Annotated in this window: 18 protein-coding genes, 1 pseudogene and 1 riboswitch; of the genes and pseudogenes, 4 read left to right on the top strand and 15 right to left on the bottom strand. The window is 46.7% G+C overall.

The features are described from left to right. Positions 1-16 precede the first annotated feature (16 nt). From C6P39_RS10020 to C6P39_RS28735, 5 genes are all read right to left on the bottom strand, one after another. Positions 17-1,207 carry a hypothetical protein gene (locus C6P39_RS10020; RefSeq protein ID WP_158661522.1) on the bottom strand — a complete coding sequence of 397 codons (1,191 nt, stop codon included), beginning with the start codon at positions 1,205-1,207 and terminating at the stop codon, positions 17-19. Positions 1,208-1,219: 12 nt separating this feature from the next. Further along, positions 1,220-1,804, bottom strand: a complete 585-nt coding sequence (locus C6P39_RS10015; RefSeq protein ID WP_104803679.1) for a hypothetical protein — start codon at positions 1,802-1,804, stop codon at positions 1,220-1,222. Between the two features lie 384 nt (positions 1,805-2,188). Next, positions 2,189-2,278, bottom strand: a riboswitch (cyclic di-GMP riboswitch). A gap of 170 nt (positions 2,279-2,448) precedes the next feature. Beyond that, complete coding sequence (locus tag C6P39_RS10010; protein WP_104803678.1) at positions 2,449-4,041, bottom strand: ABC-2 family transporter protein; 1,593 nt, start codon at positions 4,039-4,041, stop codon at positions 2,449-2,451. After that, positions 4,038-4,844 carry an ABC transporter ATP-binding protein gene (locus C6P39_RS10005; protein WP_104803677.1) on the bottom strand — a complete coding sequence of 269 codons (807 nt, stop codon included), beginning with the start codon at positions 4,842-4,844 and terminating at the stop codon, positions 4,038-4,040. Before C6P39_RS10005 ends, C6P39_RS10010 begins: the two co-directional genes overlap by 4 nt. 90 nt (positions 4,845-4,934) lie before the next feature. Continuing rightward, on the bottom strand, positions 4,935-5,072 hold the full coding sequence (locus C6P39_RS28735) for a DUF6783 domain-containing protein (protein WP_390410630.1): 138 nt from the start codon (positions 5,070-5,072) through the stop codon (positions 4,935-4,937). Positions 5,073-5,109: 37 nt separating this feature from the next. On the opposite strand from C6P39_RS28735, the pseudogene C6P39_RS28730 reads away from it, so the two are divergent. Continuing rightward, positions 5,110-5,223, top strand: a pseudogene (locus C6P39_RS28730) (hypothetical protein); the annotation flags it as partial. Positions 5,224-5,266: 43 nt separating this feature from the next. Beyond that, complete coding sequence (locus tag C6P39_RS10000) at positions 5,267-6,154, top strand: AraC family transcriptional regulator (RefSeq protein WP_158661521.1); 888 nt, start codon at positions 5,267-5,269, stop codon at positions 6,152-6,154. A 200-nt stretch (positions 6,155-6,354) separates the two neighbouring features. Here the strand turns inward: C6P39_RS10000 and C6P39_RS09995 are convergent, their stop codons facing one another. The 5 genes from C6P39_RS09995 to C6P39_RS09975 form a co-directional block, all read right to left on the bottom strand. Next, positions 6,355-7,266, bottom strand: a complete 912-nt coding sequence (locus tag C6P39_RS09995) for an AraC family transcriptional regulator (RefSeq protein WP_104803675.1) — start codon at positions 7,264-7,266, stop codon at positions 6,355-6,357. A 135-nt stretch (positions 7,267-7,401) separates the two neighbouring features. Further along, positions 7,402-9,693, bottom strand: a complete 2,292-nt coding sequence (locus C6P39_RS09990; RefSeq protein WP_104803674.1) for an alpha-galactosidase — start codon at positions 9,691-9,693, stop codon at positions 7,402-7,404. Positions 9,694-9,755: 62 nt separating this feature from the next. Then, positions 9,756-10,595 carry a carbohydrate ABC transporter permease gene (locus C6P39_RS09985; protein ID WP_104803673.1) on the bottom strand — a complete coding sequence of 280 codons (840 nt, stop codon included), beginning with the start codon at positions 10,593-10,595 and terminating at the stop codon, positions 9,756-9,758. A gap of 15 nt (positions 10,596-10,610) precedes the next feature. Then, complete coding sequence (locus C6P39_RS09980) at positions 10,611-11,489, bottom strand: carbohydrate ABC transporter permease (protein WP_104805897.1); 879 nt, start codon at positions 11,487-11,489, stop codon at positions 10,611-10,613. A gap of 114 nt (positions 11,490-11,603) precedes the next feature. Then, positions 11,604-12,950, bottom strand: coding sequence for an ABC transporter substrate-binding protein (locus C6P39_RS09975; protein WP_104803672.1), 1,347 nt, complete (start codon positions 12,948-12,950; stop codon positions 11,604-11,606). 572 nt (positions 12,951-13,522) lie between these two features. On the opposite strand from C6P39_RS09975, the gene C6P39_RS09970 reads away from it, so the two are divergent. Next, positions 13,523-14,182 (top strand): YesL family protein, encoded by a 660-nt coding sequence (locus tag C6P39_RS09970; protein ID WP_104803671.1) that lies wholly within the window; start codon positions 13,523-13,525, stop codon positions 14,180-14,182. A gap of 83 nt (positions 14,183-14,265) precedes the next feature. Here C6P39_RS09970 and C6P39_RS09965 read toward each other — a convergent pair whose 3' ends face one another. From C6P39_RS09965 to C6P39_RS09945, 5 genes are all read right to left on the bottom strand, one after another. Next, positions 14,266-15,099, bottom strand: a complete 834-nt coding sequence (locus tag C6P39_RS09965) for a sugar phosphate isomerase/epimerase family protein (RefSeq protein WP_104803670.1) — start codon at positions 15,097-15,099, stop codon at positions 14,266-14,268. 25 nt (positions 15,100-15,124) lie between these two features. Then, a complete protein-coding gene (locus tag C6P39_RS09960; protein WP_104803669.1) occupies positions 15,125-15,952 on the bottom strand; it encodes a carbohydrate ABC transporter permease in 828 nt (275 codons plus the stop codon). Further along, the gene (locus tag C6P39_RS09955) at positions 15,952-16,836 is read right to left on the bottom strand and encodes a carbohydrate ABC transporter permease (protein ID WP_104803668.1); all 885 of its coding nucleotides are present in this window, start codon (positions 16,834-16,836) and stop codon (positions 15,952-15,954) included. Before C6P39_RS09955 ends, C6P39_RS09960 begins: the two co-directional genes overlap by 1 nt. A 126-nt stretch (positions 16,837-16,962) precedes the next feature. Beyond that, positions 16,963-18,252 carry an ABC transporter substrate-binding protein gene (locus C6P39_RS09950; protein ID WP_207657122.1) on the bottom strand — a complete coding sequence of 430 codons (1,290 nt, stop codon included), beginning with the start codon at positions 18,250-18,252 and terminating at the stop codon, positions 16,963-16,965. 32 nt (positions 18,253-18,284) lie between these two features. After that, the gene (locus C6P39_RS09945; protein ID WP_104803667.1) at positions 18,285-19,310 is read right to left on the bottom strand and encodes a Gfo/Idh/MocA family protein; all 1,026 of its coding nucleotides are present in this window, start codon (positions 19,308-19,310) and stop codon (positions 18,285-18,287) included. A 511-nt stretch (positions 19,311-19,821) separates the two neighbouring features. Between C6P39_RS09945 and C6P39_RS09940 the strand changes: the two genes are divergently transcribed. Further along, positions 19,822-20,988, top strand: coding sequence for an ROK family transcriptional regulator (locus tag C6P39_RS09940; RefSeq protein WP_104803666.1), 1,167 nt, complete (start codon positions 19,822-19,824; stop codon positions 20,986-20,988). The last annotated feature ends 164 nt before the right edge of the window (positions 20,989-21,152 follow it).

Here is a 21,152-nt window from a genome sequence, read left to right as displayed (position 1 = left end):
GAACTCTTATATTTTTTTAATTAAATTCCATTTCAAACTTCTCAATTCTACTTTCATACATCACATGAAACATCAGCACTCCGGTATATTCCCCTGCACACAAATCTTCATTTTCCTCGGGCAGGATTTTCACCTCTTGTACCTCACTCCAACTGTCCAAAATCACTTCATTCTGCCTTGGTGTAATCAGGTTACCGGCCATGTCCAGCCGATACTCCCAACTGTTTTGTCCGCAATACAATGCAAAATAGTTCCCGTCCCTGCTCTCTGTTCCTTCTACAGTTACTGCTAATTCTCCGTCTTCCTCGGGAATTAACTTTTTAGTCTGGATCGTAAAACTATCCGTATCTTCTGTAAATTTCACCTCTGAAGGAATTTCAACTACATAGACAGGTTCATTGAACGGCAATGAAGTTTCTTCTTCCGTCCCGCTTAAATCATCTACCGAATCAGTTATGCTCTCCTCCATCTCGTCCTGAGGTGGAGCCACCTCATGGGTCAGTTCTTCCTGTATGGAATTTTCATCTTTATGACCCTCTTCGACCGTTTCGGAAGGAAAATTCTCCTGATTCTCTTTCTCTGATTCTAATCCACTCTCTTTTTTCTGGTTCTCATCTTCTTTCTTATTTGTTTGCTCATCCGTAATACCGGACTCTTCCTTTCGGGTTTCCTCTTCTTCAGATTCCTCTATTGCAGAATCCGGTTCCTCTGGCTGTTCTTGATCTTCCTGCTGCTTTTTGAGCTCTTCTTCCTCTTTCAACTTCTCCAACTCATACTTACAGAGAATTTCCTCAACTGCCGGACGATAAGCACACTCCGGACAATGTATAATCCTGCCTTCTTCATCCATGTCCGTACACCCGTGGTCACATGGTATTTCCGGTTGTGCTTCTCTATAGCCACAGGATGCATCGTGATGATGCACGCCGTTGCTTTCCTCTACTCTTTCCTCTTCCTCAACACTGTCTTCCAGCTCATTGTCCACATTATTCCATTCACTATCATTGTCAGGACTCTCTATGTCTTCCGACAAATCACCCTCTTCAGGATTCTCAACCGTACACTCAGTCTGTGAAACTACTTCATCTTCTATCTGATCAGCTTCCATACACTCCGCATCAGCAAAAGCCATCCCCGCATTCCCAATCACCAACACCGCCGACACGAAAACAGAAACTCCTATCCCTCTCCAACTTCTGCCTTTCATGAAACACCACCCTTACCTCACATCAAGCACTGTCTCCATATTGGCTCCATTCATGGGGGATAAATCCACAATACTTGCTGTTGTGATCCTCAATTCAGCCGCATATTCCCCTGCATCCAGTGCCTTGCTTAATGTAGCCGTTGTAATTGCCTCCCCCGGAGGCACCTGTTTTGATTCATACAATACTTCCCCGGTGTCCTTTAACACAAGCTGAAATGTAAAGTAACACGGATTCCCTTCCGGGTTGGAAAATGCCACATCCACATCTGTCTGGCCTGCCGGTATATAAATCTTTGGATACCCCGGCAGTTCTATATTCTCTGCATTTGGATCACCCTTGGGAGCCTCCGGTATGGTACCGTCCCAATCCCCGGCATTCGGGTCAATATCTGCGGATGCCTGCTCTTCCTGAGCCTTGTCATCTCCTCCGCCGAACCATCCAAGCTTATATCCTGCTGCACCTACGCCGCCCACTGCTATGACACCTACAAGGGCACCAATCATTATTTTCTGCCTCAGCACCGCTTTCTGAAGCTTCAAAGCATGGTCTGTAACAACTTCACCAGTGCTTTTGTTTTTATTCTCTTCCTCTTTCAATCCACTCACCTCTAAACAAGTTTTCGGCCGCACAGATTATATTTTATGTAGATAGAATGTTTTTGTTATTATATCTATAATAACAAAGAGAGTATGCCTAGGCATACTCTCGCGCGGTCCCTGATTTTTCAGTTTTCGGAGTTTGTGCGGCAAACCCCGGCGCTATGCCCGGTCTCTGCACAAAACTAAAGGTTGGCTGCTTCCGAATGGGGCATACTCTCTGATCATCCGTACCAAAAGAGCGCACTTATCTCACAATAAGTACCCATCGGACTTTTTACCTCAGGACAGATTTTCTCCCTGAAATAAAAACTGCCTGCAGCAATTTGCAGGCAGAAGCGTATCAAAATAGAGTAAGGATATAACTACCTTACATCGAAATAATACGGCAACTGGCTGTCATAGTCTGCTTCATAGACCTTAGACCCTTTAGCTTTGTGTCACTGCCTTTCGACAGCTTTACTATTATCGAATATTTATCTTAAAATCACCATACACCTTTTTACACACAAAGTCAACCTCTATTTGACCAATCACAAAATTAATCAAGTTTTGCCAAATATGTACAACAACAGCCGTTTCATCCGCAAATCATAAAGTTGCTATTGCTGCATACAGATCACTTTACCATTTTTACTTTATTATCAATTCCCACTACTCTCATACCTCCCAATCCCCCTCCTCATCACCGTCACAGCCCCCCATACCATCACCCCGCACACCACCGGCATGGCCATCACTCCCCCATCCATTCCACTCTTCCCCAGCAGATACCCCACCGGATAATAACTCACAAAAGCATACGGGATCACATACGCAAATACCCCCTGCAGAATGGGCGGATAGATCACCAGCGGATACTTAGCCATCTCCCCAATAGAAACAGCAAAAAAGTTCAGACTATTCCTCCCGCTCTCCATCCAGAAAGAGGCACAGCTTGCGATCCAGATCATGCACTCCCGAATCACACAACATTCCACAAGAAAAACTCCCAGACACACAATTTTCCACAAACTCCACCGGATATCACAGTGACTTACCCCCAATACAAACACCGCCGCTGCGATCCCCATCTTATTCAGCCCGTCAAAATCAATCCTGGCTGTGAGAAGCTGCAGTCCAATGGGCAGAGGCCGCACCAGAAACCGGTCCAGATCCGCCAGATTGATCATCTCCGCGATCTTCCATGTCCCCTGAAAGAAAAAATTGATACACCCCTCCGAGAACAGCAGAAAACTGTACAACAGCAGTATCTCCCACAACGTCCACCCTCCCACTGCGGGGATATTACTGTAAATGATCCCAAGTACCCCCAAATTACATATCTGGGAAAAACCGGTAAAAAACAGCATCATCAAAAAATCCGCCCTATACTCAGCCAGCGACTTCATATTCTGCAGCTGGATCTGCCCATACATTTTCAGATAATGTCTCCATTTTCTCATCTCTCGCCCTCCGTACAGGGAAATAACCCCTGATGCCTTTTTCCAAAACAGAGTCCCGCACACCCACAGAACCCCAATCCACACTGCCTGCCCGCCAATTCTCCAAAGACTTTCCTCCATAGAAAATGTCCCTATAAAAATACTGCACGGCGTAAACACGATCCCCTGAAAAGGCAGCACCTCCACAACCTTCCTGAGCACTCCCGGGAACATCACCAAAGGCAGCAGTGCCCCGGAAAAAAAGTTTGTCAAAACCTCCCTGGCCTTTGTCACCCCATATGAATTATCCGTATAAAAACACAACAGAGAAAACAGATACTGAATCCCAAACTTGATCCCCATCCCTAAAAACAGCGACACGAAAAACAGCAGCACCCTTCCCCCGCTGATCCCTCCCATACCGTTTACAGACAGATACAAGCCTCCAACCAGCACCAGCGTTACCCCAAATTCCATTCCCGCAGTCCCCAGCATCCTGAAAAAAAGCATCCCTCTGTAAGGTACCGGCTTAAGCAGATCCAAAATAATATCCCCTTTAATGATCCTCTTTGCCGTATTCATCTCAAACCCAAAAGAAAAGGAACTGTTGCACAAAAACGCCACAAACACATATTTCCTCATGATCTCCCAGGTATACCCGTTCACCACTCCCTGATATTTGAAAATACTCTTCCACACATAGTAAAGCACTGCCACCTGGATAAAGTTAGCCAGCATCCCGGTAATAAAATTGCCCCGGTATGCACACCCTTCTAAAAATCCGCAGCGCATATAGGAAATATACTTTTTCATCCGCAGCTCCTCCTGTTAAAAAGGCCGATCACAATCTGCTCCAGGGTTGTACCCTCCGGATACTGTTCAAATATCTTCTCCATCCTGTCATCAAACAAGATCTCCCCCTGTTCCAGAATGATCAGGCGGCTGCACAGAGACTCCAGGTCATTTAAGTCGTGGCTGGTCAGCAGGATCGTTGTATTTTTCTCCTGATTGATCCGCCTCAGGAACTCATAAATCTTCTGCTTTACCGCCACATCCAGCCCAATGGTAGGCTCATCCAGAAAAAGCACAGGCGGCTCATGGAGCAGGGCGGCCGCCATATCTGCCCGCACCCTCTGCCCCAGCGACAATTTTCTGGCCGGCTGTCCCAAAAAAGGATCCAAATCCAGGATTTCCCTAAACTCCCGCATATTCCTCTCATACTTTTCATCCGGCACCTGGTAAATATTCTTTAACAGCCGAAATGTCTCTATCACCGGAATATCCCACCAAAGCTGTGTCTTCTGCCCAAACACCACGCCAATCCTCTTTGCATTTTCTATCCTGTCCTCAAAAGGATCCTTCCCCATAATAGCAACATCGCCCCCACTGGGCTTCAGGATCCCGGTAAGCATCTTAATAGTGGTGGATTTCCCCGCGCCGTTCGCCCCAAGGAAAGCCACACTTTCCCCTTCTTCTATAGAAAAAGACACCCCCTTAACCGCCTCCTTACACCCATACCGGGGCTTTATAAGATGTCGGATACTCCCCCGGATACCCTCCTCCTTTTTCACTATCCTGTAGTCCTTTTTCAGATCTCTGACCTCCATCAATGCCATTTCACACAACCCCTCTTTCCGTTTTATCTATTGCTGAAAGAATAACAGACTGCCGTTCAAATGGACATATGGTTTTCTAAGAAATGTCTGTTAAAATCCAACATCTTCCCCCCATCCCCTCGAATTTTGCTGCCCGTCATGATAAAATATCTGTATGCACGGTTCTGCAAAAACAGCTTTAGAGCGTGCCTGAAAATTGCTTTCGGCAAGCTGTGCGTCACAGTTTATACTTATTGAGCTCTGTTCAATATGATGTGGAAGATTTTGTCCCGATGAGGAAGGCGCAGCGGGCTGCGTTGACCCAACCGGGACTAAATATACCGCGAAGTGGGACGTGCAGCGTGCAGATTGTCAGAATGAATCTTCAGACACACTCTAGCACCAGAGAACCACCCATATTATCAGAGAAAGGAAGTGCTGTTATGCTCGGAAACAGGGACCTTCTGATCCACCGGACTGCTGTCAGTCTCCTGTCCCTGCAGTTTAACCACTGCGGCATCCAGGAGTGCAGCCCCGGGTATCAGTATGGATTCTATATGAAACCCTATCATCTCATCCATTTTGTCCTGAAAGGCAGTGGAACTCTGGAAACAGAGGGCAAAACCTACACCCTTCACGCCGGACAGGCTTTCTATATTCCCTCCGGCACAGCCGGACACTATCAAGCCTCCCGCAAAGCCCCGTGGAAATACACCTGGCTTGGTTTTTACTGCGATTCCCGCAGCCCCTTTGTGGAAATGCTCTTTGGAAAAGAAAGGGTTACGGAAATCTGTCTGCCTCTGGATGAATTGGAGCGCCTTATACTCTCCATCCTGTCTGTCACAGACCCGCGTCTTCAAGACGTCACATCCTACAACCGAAATGAATATCCCGGTGAACAGTTCTTCCCTGTCTCCCAGCCGGACAAATGCCTGGAGGTAAACAGCCGGATGCTGCACCTGTTTGCACGCCTGACACAAGCACAGGCCTGCCGCTGCCCTTCCTCCATCAGGGAGAAAAACTACGCCGAAGATGCACGTGCATTCATTGACTCCTGCTACAGTGAACCTATTAAAATACAAGATGTGGCGGATGTCCTTCATCTTCACCCTAACTACCTTTGTTCTGTCTTTAAGGCAGCCTATGGGCAGACTCCCAGTGAATACTTAAAAGCCCTGAGAATGGAACGGGCCGCCACACTGCTTCTTAGGACTGAACAGCCGGTTTCCACCATTGCAGCATCCGTTGGGTTTTCCAGCCCCTTTCAGTTTTCGGCTATGTTCAAAAAATATTTCGGCCTTTCACCCGCGGCCTACCGGAAAAACGGCTGACACCCAAAAGTGACTTCCACACAAACCGCTTCCACCCCCAAGCAGTCCCCCATACAAAGCGCTTACTCTCCCAAGCAGCCCCCGTACAAAGCGCTTACTCTCCCAAGCAGTCCCCCCATACAAGATGCTTTCACTCAAACACTGCCCTTCAATAAAAAAAGATATCCTCCGGCATCTCTGCCTGCGGATATCTTTTTTCTTTACAAGGGCGCGCCCTCATAATCACCTTTTTTATTCTTTATGACCAATTCCTCCTCCTCTTCCCTATAAGCCCTGGGACTCATCCCATAATGCTGCTTAAATATCTTGGAAAAAGCAAGCTGGTCCACATACCCCACGGAATTGGCAATGGCATTGATCTGCATATCTGTGTTTTTCAGCAGGGATCTTGCCTTTTCCATACGCAGGTTCACCAGATACTCCTGAGGAGAACACCCTATGGCCTTCTTAAAGCTGCTTGTCAGATAGCTCCGGTTGACACCAATATAATCCGCAAGCTCATTGATCTTGATCTTTTGATTATAATTAAAAGAAATATATTCCATGGCATGTTTCACATACACAGAGCCGGGATACGGATGAGGGCTGCCGGAGCCGGGAATGTTCTTCCTGTGCTCATCGATCAGCGCGGAGAAAAACAACATCAAAAGCCCGTTTCTCCTCAGCTCATCCGTGTAGGAGAGCTGGTGCGCCTCCAGCATTGCATCAATATATTCATTGAGCACCCGCATACACTCCACCTTATGCACAGGTGTCTTCACCGAAAAACCTGCGCTGCCCGCACATTCCTCTGCTTTTAATCCGGTGAACCCAACCCACATATAAGACCACGGGTCCTCTTTGTCCGCTTCATACCACGCCTCTGTGCTGGGCGGAATCAAAAACGCGTCCCCTGCACTCAGGTTATACTTCTTTTTATATATCTCCAGAGTCCCCTTACCTTCCCTCACAATATGCAATACATAAGAAGTCCTCTTATTCGGCCCGAACCGGTGTCCCGGGTCACAGTATTCCCAGCCGCAGTAGATAAGACATAACTCCACAGCCTCCCTCTGAAGGTCCTCCAGGCATCTGTATCTGGCCGAACTGGTAAAACCAGTAGTGTGTTTCAACGTAATCCCCCTCCCTCTGTATGCACATACGGCAGCCTGCACGGTGTGGCTCCTTCCCCGCACCTGCTGCAGCCGTGGACAAAAAACGGCGGAAATGTCCGGGAACACTACCCTGAACATTCCCGCCGCAAGATTCTAGTCAGTTACCTTTTTCAGGGTGTAGAGCAGGGATGCAAAATCTCCGCCCTTTTTATTCAGATCTTCCCTGTCAATCGGTATTCCTACCTGCATCAGCTCATCACCGTATGCCCGGTAGGTCTTCACCATATTTTCCTCTGTCTGTATACCATATATCTTAGCAAGACTCTCATCATAGGATGCGGAAGGAGCCATGTCGCAGCTCACCTCATACAACGTTCCCGCATCAAGCCCCTGCAGTTTAAACCGGATCCAGGATGCATTCACCTTGTTCATTTTCTGGTAAAATGCAGCCACAGCCCGGGATTTATCCTGCGCCACTACCATCCAGGCAGTCTCATTTCCCTCAAACGGACTTAACAGGCGGTAGAAATCACCGTCCACCTGGATCAGTTCTCTGTACTCCTTCATAAATGCGATCTGTTTTTTAACACTCTCCAGCTCCGCCTCGGACAGAAGGTTTAAGTCCAGCTCATAGCCAAAGGTTCCGAAATACGCCACGTTTGCCCTGGTCTCAATAGGTGTCATGCGGTGCATCTGATGGTTCGGCACTGCTGATACATGGGATCCCATGCTGACAACCGGATATACATAAGAGGTGCCGTACTGGATCTTGGTCCTCTCACTGGCATCCGTATCGTCACTGGTCCAGGTCTGCGGCGCAAAATAAAGCATAGCCGGGTCAAACCTGGCACCGCCGCTGGCGCAGGATTCAAACAGGATTTCCGGAAACTCTGTTGTCAGGCGTGTGTACAGGTCATACACACCCAAAATATACTTATGCATCACCTTACCCTGCTGGGAGGCATCTGCGCCCCTGCTGTAAGGCTCTGTCATATAACGGTTCATATCCCATTTGATATAGGAAATGGAAGATTCACGGAGAACCTTTGCAATCATTTCGTAGATATAATCTACCACTTCTTTTCTGGAGAAGTCAAGTACATGCTGATGCCTTGCATGGGACTCAAAGCGGTCCGGTGCGCCGATGAGCCAGTCCGGATGTGCCCGGTAAAGGTCACTGTCCTTGTTCACCATCTCCAGCTCCACCCAGAGGCCGAACTTCAGCCCCAAAGCCTCCACCTTGCGGGAAAGACCAGCAATACCGTCCGGCAGTTTTTCAAGGTTTACATACCAGTCTCCAAGCCCTCTGTAGTCATCATTCCTGGCGCCAAACCATCCGTCATCCAGAACAAACAGTTCCACACCGGCCTCTTTTGCCTTCTCCGCTATCTTTAATATCTTTTCCTCATTAAAGTCAAAATATGTGGCTTCCCAGTTGTTGAGCAGGATAGGACGTGCTTTGTCTCTCCAGGTCCCCCTCATAAGACGTGTTCTGTAAAGCCTGTGATAAGCCTGGCTCATCTTGTTCAGGCCCTGGTCACTGTATACCATAACCACCTCAGGCGTCTGAAAGCTCTCACCCTGGTTCAGTTCCCAGGAAAAGTCCTCCGGATTGATGCCCAGCATAACCCTTGTCATATCAAAAGTGGAAACCTCTGCCTGTGCCAGGAAATTGCCGCTGTACACCAGGCTGAATCCATAGACTTCCCCCTGGTCCTCTGTGGTATGGGGCCGTTTCAAAGCAATAAACGGGTTATGTTCTGCGCCGCTGCAGGTACCGTTCAGGCTATGCACAGACTGGATACCCATTTCCAGCTTTCTGTTTTTCACATAACGTTCTCTGGACCATGCACCTGACAACTGCACCAGTTCATAATCCATATCCAAAAATTCCACGCTGGCGCTCATGGCACGCTCCAGAACGATCTTCTGCTCCCCTTTCTGCTCAAAACGGGCATTTCGGGTGATCACAGGATAGTCCTCATAAATAGTGTACGTGAGTACCAGGTCTGTATCTGTCACTTTATCATGGAGTGTGACTTCCAGTGTCTCCGCTTCCTCCTCAGACTCTGCATAAGTGGAGGGAAGAGGGGATATCCCTTTCTTTCCTTTATAAATCTCATAGGATACATAGGAAAAGTCAACCAGTCTGCTGCCGTTTTCCTGCAGAACAGTAAGGGCCGGGCTTCTGTAGTCACCGGTTCCGTACACAGGATACTCCTGCCTTGTATACTGCATGGACAAAATTCCCGGCTCCGGAATACACACAGACATCTGGGAACGCATGGCCTCCTCATGGAGATAACCAAAATCCTCCTTATCGCGGATCGCTTTTCCGTAATACAGATTCTCAAGCTGCCCGTTTTCCATGATCCGCATAAGATAGCTTACTTCTCTGTTAAAAATATGAAATTCCTTTGTCTTTTCATGAAATATAACTGCCATATTTCTCTCCTTTTAAAAACAGGCCGGCGCAATAACACCTTATCACGCCGGCCTTAAATATCTTAGAGTTTACCACCACTGGTTGCGATACCTTCGATGAACTGTTTCTGGAAGATCATGTAGAGGACGATCATCGGGATACAGGCGATCAGGGAAGCTGCCATCAGTTCCGGGAACTTGGAGGTATACTGTCCCTGCATTTTTGCAAGTGCGGAGGACAGGACCAGCATATCTTTATCTGTGTTGACGATCATTGGCCACATCAGGTCTTTGAAAGCGAACACTGCTGTAAAGATTCCCAGAGCAACCATACTGGACCGGGTAAGCGGTGCCATAATATAGAGGAATGTCTGTCCGATATTACACCCGTCCAGCCTTGCCGCTTCTTCCAGGTCATTGGGAAGTCCCATATAACCCTGGCGGAGCAGGAAGGTTCCGAATGCGGTAACCATACCGGGGAATACCAGTGCGAAAATGGTATTCAGCATTCCCATTTTACTTACCATCAGGTACTGAGGTATAATGAAGATCTGAACCGGTACCATCATCTGAAGAAGTACCAGGGAAAAACAAAAATCTCTTCCTTTAAAATGCAGACGGCCAAAGGCATAGCCTGCCATGGTAGCTGTAAGCACTGCACAGATCACACGGAATAAGATCAGCAGCAAAGTATTTTTATACAGTACAAGGAAGTTCATGTTCTCCATAACGGAGGTAAATGCTTCTGTCCTCCATACCTTGGGGAAGATAACAAACGGGTTAACAGAGGTTGCCTCTGTCACTGACTTAAATGCAGTGAGAATCATCCACAGGAAGGGTATCAACATGGTGATAGATACCAGAATCAAGATCACGTGAATGATGATGTTAATAATTTTACTTTTTCTTTCCATACTATCCATTCTGCATCCCCCTTTCTAGTTGTAGAACACCCATTTTTTCTGTCCTATCATCTGGAACACCGTGATGATCATGGTGATGATCAGAAGCAGGATAACAATAGTTGCACCGTAACCCATGTTCTTGTTGATGAACGCGTATTTGTAGAACAGGTATACCAGGGACTGTGTCTTTTCCAGTGCCGGGTTGGATTTATCCATTACCATGTACATAAGATCGAATACCTGAAGGGAACCGATGACACGTGTTACAAGAACAAAGAAAATAGTTGGGGATAACAGGGGTACTGTTATATGGAAGAAACTCTTAACACCCGTAGCACCGTCGATCTCCGCCGCTTCATAATAGTCGTGGGGAATCTCCTGCAGACCGGATATAAATAACACCATGTTATAACCTATAATGGACCATACACCGATAACAGCAATGGAAAATACTGCGATCTTGGGATCTGATACCCATTTAACACTTGTATGGAACACATTGTTGATCAGACCGAAATCTGAGTTGAACAGCCATCTCCAAACCATGGCAACTGCCGCCGGAGCTGCAACCATCGGAAGGAAGATAATCGTACGGTAAATACCGCGGCCCTTCATTTTCCTGTTAAGCAGAACTGCCAGAACAAGGGCGATCACGATCGAGAACGGAACCTCTACGATCGCATATTTGAATGTGTTGATCAGAGACTGCCAAACTTCATGGTCTCCGAAAACTTTTACATAATTCTCTACTCCAACAAAGATGTTTCCTTTTCCGAAATCCCCTGTCTTGAAGAAACTCTGGTACAGAGTCTGGAAGATCGGGATGATATTTAAAATAACCAGTCCAATCACAGTTGGAAGGATAAACAGCCAGCCCCACAAAAACTCGCTGCGTTCCCTGCTGGTTTTCATTTGTTTCTTTGCATTCCCATTACTAGCCACGCCACTCACTCCTTTTCCAAATACAGGCAGATTCTTACGAACCTGCCTGCAATTTAATCCTCGGTCAATTCAGCTTCTTTTTGATCATTCTTCGGCTAATTTCTCATTCATCTGCTCTGCCATCTTCTTGCAGGCATCTTCCATGGACATTTCACCGGTATATACGCTCTTTAAGATTTCATTGTCTTCATTTTCCCAGGTAACGGTTGTCTTGGAGTAAGGTCTGATTACCATGTCATCCATCATGTTCAGGTATGCTTCCAGGTTAAAGTCAGCAGATTTTGCCCATGCATCGGATGTACCTGTGTATGCAGACATTGTAACACCAAGTTCAGCCTGTTTTTCCTGTGCTTCTTTGGAACCCAGGTATTCGATCAGCTGCCAAGCTTCGTCTGTATGCTCGCCGTTTGCTGCTGCTGCCCATCCAAGACCATTATAGATAGAAGCTCTTCTTCCTGTTTCTGCGTTCTTCGGAAGTTCTACAACGTCACAGTTTTCTGCTGTGTACTCATTGTCGCGGTATGCTGCCAGCATCCAGGAACCCTGGAATACCATAGCTACTTTGCCGGACTGGAACAGTACGTCCTCACCATTCTCAGACATCGTCTCGATAGAAGGCATAACGCCGTCTTTGATCCATCCTTCTAACATCTGCATTGCTTCGATAGTCTTAGGATCATCCCATCCGGATTTTTTCTTGTCATCGCTGATAATGCTTCCGCCGTTATCATAGATCATGTTATAGTAACCGGCCTGGTTGTTGTCGTTTCTAAGTGCCATACCGTACTGGCTTCCGTCCTCTTTTGTCAGCTTCTTCGCTGCTTCTGTCACGTCATCCCATGTCCAGTCTGCTGTAGGATATTCAAGTCCCGCTTCGTCAAACATTGCCTTGTTATACCAAAGTGCAATGGTATCAACATCCTTAGGAACTGCATAATATTTATCTTCATATGTATACAGGCCCCAGATATCTGACGGGTAGTTTTCCGGATCGATCTTATCACTGTCTGCAATTTTGTCTGTCAGGTCAAGAAGCATGTCATTGGACATATATCTCTGGCTCTCATTAGAGTGCATCCAGAATACATCCGGAAGGGAACCGCCCTGTGCGCCTGCCTCTAACATGGTCCAGTACTCGTCCCATTTTACAACGGAGAGTTTTGTCTTGATTCCGGTCTGCTCTGTGAAATCTGCCAGGATCTCTTTGATACCCGGTTCCTGGTTGGTATCCCAGATAGATACGGAAAGTTCTGCGTCGCTGGAGCTTCCGCTGTCGGATTTTTCGCCTTCTGCTTTGTCTCCTTCGCCCTCTGTCTTGGCGCTGCTGTCATCAGAACCTTTGCTGTCTCCGCCGCTGTTACCTCCACATGCTGCCAATGAAAGTGCCATAACGCTTGCCAGTGATAATGCTGCTACCTTTCTGAATTTCATACTTGCTCCTCCTTTTGCATTAAAGTTTTCGTCAGATTAACAGTTTTTACTGTATCTCCGAGTGATAGCCTTATTATAGTTGCACATGGAATAATGTTAAATGGATATATGTTTTTATAATATGTCATAATGTTATATGTTTGTGCGTTTTTTACACTTTTCATTGATTTCATGGGCTTTTCCTTACAGTTTACTTCAAGTTCAAGCTTTGTTTTCCATATACTTTTGGTGGTTTTCGTCACAATGACGGGTTCATTCTCACATATCAACACCACATTAAGTCTAAATAAGGTTACATTATTCCATATTTTTTACATTTTTCCTGTTTTTTCTATTATTTCGCGCAAAATTACATACCCCAATTGCATTCTTCAACATTTAATGCTAGAATAGCCCTTAGAAAAACAGTAACTGTTCAGAACCTCGCAGACAAAAATCCATGCAGAATCGTATTTGGCGATGGTTTTTTTGCTTGGCCGTGGTTCACTTCCTTACGGTCAGCGCAGTGAATGCACAGACCTACTGAATAGTTACGAAACATCAAAATTCTTCATTCAGAAAGGGCGGAGATCATGAATCTTTTAAACGAAGACAATGTAGTTCACATTTTTCTCAGCAGGATCGGCGATCTGGTAGTAGCTAATCTTCTGTTCATCGTCTGCTGTATCCCCATTGTCACTATAGGGCCGGCACTCACAGCACTATACCACTGTACCCTGCGCATGGTAAAAGGAAATGACAGCAGTACAGCCAAAACATTTTTCCGCGCGTTTAAGCAGAACTTTCTCCAGTCTCTGATCGTGTGGCTGGGCTTACTGCTGCTGGGTGTCATATTGTTCCTGAATCTCCGCTTTCTGATCCAGGCACAGGGGCAGTCCTCATATGGTAAGATTTTGTTCTATATGTCAGGAGCGCTTATAGGGCTTCTGGTCATAACCGCCCTCTATATATTCCCCGTGATCGCCGCTTTTGCCAATACCATTGGGAACCTGCTGAAAAATTCCGTTCTCTTTGCCTTCATGCATTTTCCTTCCACGCTGGCTATGGCAGTCATCACAATCCTGCCCATGTTTATGACTTATCAGGATTTGGAGCTGATGCCGCTTTATGCGTCCTGCTGGTTTTTCTTCGGTTTCGCGCTGACGGCCTATATTGACTCTTTCCTGCTGTACCGGATCTTCCGGCCTTACCTGGAAAAAGAAGCAGCCCCTCAAAAAGAGGAACTGAAATAGACACAAAAAAGGCACCGCCTGTGCAGGGAGCGCCGTCCGTATTCAACGAACAGCGCTCCCTGCACAGGCGGTGCCTTCTTTTTTTATTTCAGCAGTTCATCCAGAACCGCTTTTGCCATAACAATATCTTTCTTTTGCTCTTCCCCGGAAATCTCACGCTCAATGGTGATATCTCCAGCATATCCGATTTCTTTCAGCTTTGCCACAAAGGCAGGGTAATTTACTTTTCCCTGTCCCAGAGGCACTTCATCTCCCAGCATATGGCCGTCTGTAGGATATTTTCCGTCCTTGCCGTGGATTCCCATGACGTACTCGCCGAACACTTCCAGTGCATCCACCGGATTGGCTTTTCCGTACATTACCAGGTTTGCAGGGTCCAGATTAATGCCCACATTTCCTTTTCCCAGTTCTTTTTCTATATCCTGGATAGCTCGCTTTAAGGTAACCGGTGTCTCCTGCCCTGTCTCAAACAGGAAGTTCTGCCCGTTCTCCTTGCACTGTTTCACCAGCTCTTTCAGACACGCAAGAACTCCCGCATAGTTGGGGTCATAGGGATTTTCCGGCATATATCCCACGTGTGTAGCCACATCCTTTACATGGATCATGGCAGCGAATGCAATGCCCTTCTGCAGCATTTTCACCCGCTCAAAGCGGAACGCCTCAGGCACAAGTCCCAGGGTAAGCTGGCCGTCATAGAAATCCCATACTCTGGGGCCTTCCCACCCACACCAGAATGCCGTGATATCCACTTCATGGTGTTTGGCAGCCGCATTGACCTTTTCTGCAGTCTCCCGATTCATGATCTCTTTATCCCAGCACACAAGCTGGCAGCTCTCCATCCCCATGGAACGCAGCTCCGCGAATTTGGCATCCACATCCGTATCCCGGAAAATTTCGATCAAAACTCCTACTCTCATAAATTAATACCTCTCTTTTCTTTTTTCAACCTTTCACTGCACCTGCTGTAATTCCGCCTACAATGTGTTTCTGCATGATCACGAAGAAGATCAAACTGGGGATCATGGACATCACAATACCGGGCAGAGCATGTTCCCAGTCTGCCGTCTGTGCGGAGAACTGCATATAAAGGGCGTTCTGTATGTTCATCGCCTTCGCATTTCCGCCAACGATCAGCTGGTTGGTAATGATATCATTCCAGGTAGCCAGAGTATCCAGAACCACAACCGTGGTCAGGATCGGTTTCAGCAGCGGCAGCACGATGTTAAAGTACGTTCTGACCTTGCTGGCACCGTCAATACAGGCACACTCTTCCAGCTCAATAGGTACATTTTTTACAAATCCGTGGATCATATAAACAGCCAAAGGCATACAAAGCCCTGTACTCACCAGTATATAGCCAATCTTGCTTCCTGTCATTCCAAGGTTTGCAACCAGTCTTGTCAGTGTGATCATGTAGGACTGGAACGGCACCATCATAGGAATGATGATCAGCACAAAGCACACACCAGACAGTTTTCCCTTTGTCCTGGCCAGCTTGTATGCAGCCATGGGCGCCAGCAGCGCAATGATCAGCACCGTGCATATGGTATACAGAAGTGTATTACCGATCAGCAGCGGGAAGTCAAACTTAGTCCAGGTCTCTATATACATATCCAGGCTCCAGCTCTTAGGAAGGGCCAGGAATTGCTGCAGCATATCATTATACGGTTTAAAGGAGTTAATGAATATCAGAAGCAGGGGCATCAGCCAGAACACGGAACATATGAACACTATAATGGAAAGAACGCTGATCTTTCTCGCTTTTTTCATTATGCCTCTACCTCCTTACTCTTGGTCACTTTAAGCTGTATTACTGTTACGATCAGAACAAACATTACAAATACAAGGGATTTCGCCGTTGCCATTCCATACCGGTTGTTGACAAACGCCTCTTTGTAAATATTGTACGCCACAGATATGGTGGAGTTCGCCGGACCGCCCTTGGTAAATACCATGATCACATCAAACAACTTGAACGCAAACGTCAGAGATGTAAGCATACAGATGGAAACCGCCGGCATGATCAGAGGAACTGTCACTTTTCTCAGGACCTGGAACTTATTGGCACCGTCTATTTTGGCGGCCTCGATCAGTTCTTTCGGCACCGCGATAATACCCGCTATGTAATTCACCATATAAAATCCAAGATTCTGCCATACCGTCATGATCACCACAACGAAGAATGCCAGTTTAGCCGTACCGAGCCAGCTCCAGTTAAACATTTCCCATCCTGTCACCTGATACAGAGCCTCAAATCCCGGACCCAGAATAAATTTCCAGATCAAACTGATGGCTGTCAAACTGATGATATACGGGATATAATAAAATGCTCGTCCCACACTTGAACTTTTCTTCTCCTTTGCCATGACCAGAGCCACAGTCAGAGAAAGTACGTTTACGATCACAACGTAGAACACTGAGAATTTCAGTGTAAATGCAGTACTCTTCCAAAACAGTGCATCATTGGTAAATATTTTTACAAAGTTCTGAAGTCCCACGAACTCCATATCCTTGCTGATCCCATTCCAGTCAAACACAGAATAATACAGATTCATCAGAAACGGCACATCTGTGGAAAAAAGAACAAATGCCACTGCCGGAAATACAAACAATGCGAATATCAATAAATCTTTTGTTTTTCCTTTGCCTTTCACTTTCACGCCTCCAAATTTCCCCTTTCCGAAACGACAGACCACACGGTCCGCCCGTCTTAAAAAACGGGGCCGTTGCAGCCGCAACAGCCCCGTCCGGTCATTGTTACCCCGCCGCAGTTTCCAGCTTTACTGTACAACCCATCCGTTCTGGAATTCTTCAGTCACCTGTTCCGCAGTCATGTCACCTGTCATATAAGCCTGCAGTGCCGGTCCCACAATGTCTGCGTATCCGTTTGGCTCTATGGTATGGATCCATCCGTTTGTCTTGCCTTCTTCCACATATGTGGACGCGTCATTAGCAAGAGCACCCTTTACATCCATGTCTGTCTTCGCACCGGGAACAGCGCCGACACCGTCACACATCCATTTCTGGCCTTCCTCAGATGTGAGGATGTATTCCAGATATTCTTTTGCCAGCTCAAGGTTTTCGGAATCTTTGTTTACAAGGTATGTCCAGTTACAGGAGGACAGCAGTGTTACATCCTCTGCGTTATCACTTACCGGACAAGGAAGGAATCCCAGGTTTGCATCAGGATTGAAGGAATCCAGTGTGGATTGGCACCAGTCACCCATATGGATGATCGCTGCCTCGCCGTTTGCAAGCATGTTCTCGCTTGTCTCCCAGTCAACCTCAAGAGGTTTGTCCGGTCCGTATTTTACAGCCAGGTCCAGAAGACGGAATACGTTCTGGAAATTCTTCAGGTCTTTAAATGTCATATCTCCGCTGTTCAGTTTCTCTACTACGCCCTTGGCGTCCAGGGATTTGTCCATCATGTAATGGGTGGACAGCTGCTGCAGCACCCATGTCTCTTTTGCCGCAAGTGCAAATGCCGTGATGCCTGCTGCGTCTAACTTCTCACAGGCAGCTTCCAGCTCATCCATAGTTTTCGGAAGTTCTGTGATGCCGGCTTTTTCAAACAAGTCTTTGTTGTAGATCATTCCCATATTTTCATAAGTCCAAGGCAGGGACATGATATTTCCGTCCGCGTCTTTTCCTGTCTCCAAAGCCGCCTCATTAAATTTGTCCAGCACTTCCTTGTCGTCTGTCCAATCATAAGCGTATTCATAGTATTTCTGTGCAGATGTTCCGGACTCCACGTCAAACACATCCGGGATATCCCCTGAGTTGATACGTGACTGAAGAAGTGTGTTGCTGTCATTGGCAGCGTGCTGTACTTCAATCTTAACGCCAGGGTGTGATTCTTCAAACTTTTTGGCCATCTCCGCATATTCATCCAGGCCGTAAGCATGGGCATCGAATACCTTCAGGGTGATTTCCTCACCGCTGTCTTTGCTTTCCTTTTTCGTCTCGCTCTTAGCCTCATCTGAGCCGCCGCCGTCATTGCCGCCGCAGGCCGTCAGGCAGGATGCTGCCAATGCCGCTGTCATCAGAACCGCCAGTGTTTTCTTCATCATAATTTTTTCCTCCTTGAAATATATAATTATTTTTATTTCCTTTTCACATATTCCTTTGCCCGTCTCCACTCTTCAATTCCCTGACGGACCGATTTAATTCCTTCTTCCAGAGGTGCAACCTCCACTTCTCTGCCGCCTTGGAGACATTCAATGAAATATTTGATCTCTGTGTAGTAGGGGCCCAGGTTGGAAACATTGATCCCCGCCGAATCATCCTTCACGTCATATTCCCGCTCAAGCTTGGGATACTCAATGGTTCCGTCATTTTTATAAACTGCCAGGGGTTTTTCCTCCCGCCCACGGAATACAATACTGGCCTCCTCAAAGCACGCATGGAAACTGGCCTCAAAAGGAAGCGCCGAGCTGATATCCCAGATTCCCTCTGTCACTGCAAATACTTTTCCGAATTCATATGTAGTAAAGATCTGGTTGATCATTCCGCTTTCAAATGCAGTTGCCCTTACTTCAAAGGAATCCGGTTCTCCCAGCATATATCTGAGAAAATCCAAGTCATGTACATGGAGGTCCAGAACAACCGAACCGCTCTTGTCCTCTTTATGGAACCAGTCCTCAAATCCCCAGGCCGCGTCACCGCTCACCCTCTGCATGGTAATGGATTTCAGTTCACCGTATCTGTTCGTGTCATAACAGTCTTTCAGATACCGGTATTCGTCAAAGGATCGAACCACCTGACCCACCATAACCTGTACCTTGTTTCTCATCTTAGCATCCAGAAGCTTTTGTGCTTCCTCCTCTGTCAGACATACCGGCTTCTCCACAAACACATTGATGCCTTTGTCCATGGCTGCCACAGCATGTTCTGTGTGAAGATAACTGGGAAGACAGATATGTACGCTGTCCAGCGTCTCCGCTTCCAGAAGTTCCATGCCCGTCTTGTAGAGTCTGGCGTTCGGCCATTGTTCCGCTGCCTTCTCAAGAAATTCCGGCCTGCAGTCCGCCAGGGCTGTTACTTCAACATCCATCTTGGATGACAGTGCTTTCAGCGACAGGTTGTGGGTAGTTCCCATACCTCCGCATCCGATTAATCCCACTTTCATCTCATCATCCTCTTTTCTTTTTGTTTGTCCAGTGACCTTACTAATAAATTTTAAAATTAAAAGCCCTGCCGCTATTTTAGCTGTTTTTGGCTTTTTGCTAATGTAAAATTTATTTATTTGATAGCTATACAATAGCATTTGATATCATATCTGTCAATATGTTTTTATGTTTTTGTTGGTCCTGAATGTAATTTACGACACTTTTAACATTTTATACCCATACTTTTTGTGCATATTTTATATTATACCTTTTTATTCCTATGACATTACAATTTATTTCCACTATTTTCCTGTTTCCATCTGCCATTACTATCGCGTATCACCGCTTGTATTCATCATTTCATATAAAAAACCTCATATCCTCCATCTTTTATGTAACTTTTCACAAATAATATTGCATATCTTCAAGTTTTATGGTAGCATTCAATTAATAATACCACTTTACAATTAAATCCACAAAGGAGGTGAGCATACGAAACTTCTGACACAGCAGGTAATCAAGAACACTAATATGAAACACCTGTACTCCTCCATATATATCGAGAACGGAATATCCCGCACAGAGCTTGCCAGACGGACCCATCTCAGCAAAACCACTGTATCCACATTGGTAGACGAATTGATCGAGAGGGATTTTATCGCTGATGAAGGTACCTCCCACTCTGACTGTGTGGGCAGAAAGCCCAACTGTCTGAAAGCACAGACGAACCAGCACTTTATCATTGTCATAAGCTGGGTGGACAACATTGCCGAGGCTCATGTGGTGGACGTAGCCGGCACCTCTGTCTACAGCACAAGGCTGAAACTGGAAAAAGGGGAAACTTATATCTCCCTGTCAAAAACCTGTGTCAAAAAGGACATCCTGTCCAAGTTTGATCCAAAACGGATTCTGGGCATTTGTGTTGTGGTGTCTGCCATGATAGACGCCGCGCGAAATGAGATATACTCCACTACCCTGAGTCTCGGCCCGGGAGGCGGCGGTAATCTCATACATGAACTGAGCTTTGCCTTTCCCGATTATCCTGTGGCCCTGCTGGAGGATACAGCCTGTTATGCCTACGCCGAAAAAATATATACGCAGGTCAAAGAAAAAAACTTCGCGTTCATTAATTTTGGGAGGGGCATCGGCGCAACCATATTTATAGAAGGGAACATGCTGGGCAAAGCCAGCGGCTCTGTCACCCAGTTCGGCCATTATTCCGTCAACCCCAAAGGCCCGCTCTGTATATGCGGCAATCACGGCTGCCTGGAGGCCATGTTCTCGGAATCCCAGATAAAGGCCCGCCTGGAGGAGTCCGGTAAAAAAAGCTGTCTTCTCGGACGCCCGGCCATCACATTTGAGGACCTGGGCAAAGCAGCGCTCTACAAAGACCCTGCTGCTATCCACACACTGGAGAAAATGGCCAGGGACCTGGCGCTGGCATTGAGCAACTTGATCTGCATTGTAAACCCTGAGCTTATTATCCTGGGAGGGAAAGGACAGCATCTGGGTACATTGTTTTTGGAGGAGGTACAGGATTCGCTGAGAGATGTAGGGTTCCGCAGGATGGTAGACTTTTCCGGTCTGAGGTATTCCCAGCTTCAAAGCGATGCCTATCTAAACGGTGCCATGAAATATTTCTTTGACACCTATTATTCCTTCCTGGAACCTAGGCCAAGTACCTTCTATATCGGATGACAGCGGTTACTGGCAGCGCCCTGATGCGGATTTTATTTGTTCCTTATGCTTTTTTGTGATATGTTTAGAGTAGTCAATGGTTGCGTCCAGGTGCTGCGAGCTGCAGGTCTGCAACGTAACAGTATATGTAACGATTCAGCAGGTCTGCGCATTCACTGTGCTGA

Source organism: Blautia marasmi, from assembly GCF_900258535.1.
Taxonomy (GTDB): domain Bacteria; phylum Bacillota; class Clostridia; order Lachnospirales; family Lachnospiraceae; genus Blautia; species Blautia hominis.
The sequence above is the reverse complement of the archived record's forward strand: the minus strand, read 5'-3'. Positions and strand labels throughout refer to the sequence as shown.

What these genes read in the sequence shown, in the direction of transcription:
- C6P39_RS09985 (WP_104803673.1), bottom strand. Translation starts at nt 10,595, where the DNA reads ATGGATAGTATGGAAAGAAAAAGTAAAATTATTAACATCATCATTCAC.
- C6P39_RS09950 (WP_207657122.1), bottom strand. Translation starts at nt 18,252, where the DNA reads ATGATGAAGAAAACACTGGCGGTTCTGATGACAGCGGCATTGGCAGCA.
- C6P39_RS10020 (WP_158661522.1), bottom strand. Translation starts at nt 1,207, where the DNA reads ATGAAAGGCAGAAGTTGGAGAGGGATAGGAGTTTCTGTTTTCGTGTCG.
- C6P39_RS09990 (WP_104803674.1), bottom strand. Translation starts at nt 9,693, where the DNA reads ATGGCAGTTATATTTCATGAAAAGACAAAGGAATTTCATATTTTTAAC.
- C6P39_RS09975 (WP_104803672.1), bottom strand. Translation starts at nt 12,950, where the DNA reads ATGAAATTCAGAAAGGTAGCAGCATTATCACTGGCAAGCGTTATGGCA.
- C6P39_RS09965 (WP_104803670.1), bottom strand. Translation starts at nt 15,099, where the DNA reads ATGAGAGTAGGAGTTTTGATCGAAATTTTCCGGGATACGGATGTGGAT.
- C6P39_RS10010 (WP_104803678.1), bottom strand. Translation starts at nt 4,041, where the DNA reads ATGAAAAAGTATATTTCCTATATGCGCTGCGGATTTTTAGAAGGGTGT.
- C6P39_RS10005 (WP_104803677.1), bottom strand. Translation starts at nt 4,844, where the DNA reads ATGGCATTGATGGAGGTCAGAGATCTGAAAAAGGACTACAGGATAGTG.
- C6P39_RS09980 (WP_104805897.1), bottom strand. Translation starts at nt 11,489, where the DNA reads ATGAAAACCAGCAGGGAACGCAGCGAGTTTTTGTGGGGCTGGCTGTTT.
- C6P39_RS09940 (WP_104803666.1), top strand. Translation starts at nt 19,822, where the DNA reads ATGAAACACCTGTACTCCTCCATATATATCGAGAACGGAATATCCCGC.
- C6P39_RS10000 (WP_158661521.1), top strand. Translation starts at nt 5,267, where the DNA reads ATGCTCGGAAACAGGGACCTTCTGATCCACCGGACTGCTGTCAGTCTC.
- C6P39_RS09945 (WP_104803667.1), bottom strand. Translation starts at nt 19,310, where the DNA reads ATGAAAGTGGGATTAATCGGATGCGGAGGTATGGGAACTACCCACAAC.
- C6P39_RS09970 (WP_104803671.1), top strand. Translation starts at nt 13,523, where the DNA reads ATGAATCTTTTAAACGAAGACAATGTAGTTCACATTTTTCTCAGCAGG.
- C6P39_RS09960 (WP_104803669.1), bottom strand. Translation starts at nt 15,952, where the DNA reads ATGAAAAAAGCGAGAAAGATCAGCGTTCTTTCCATTATAGTGTTCATA.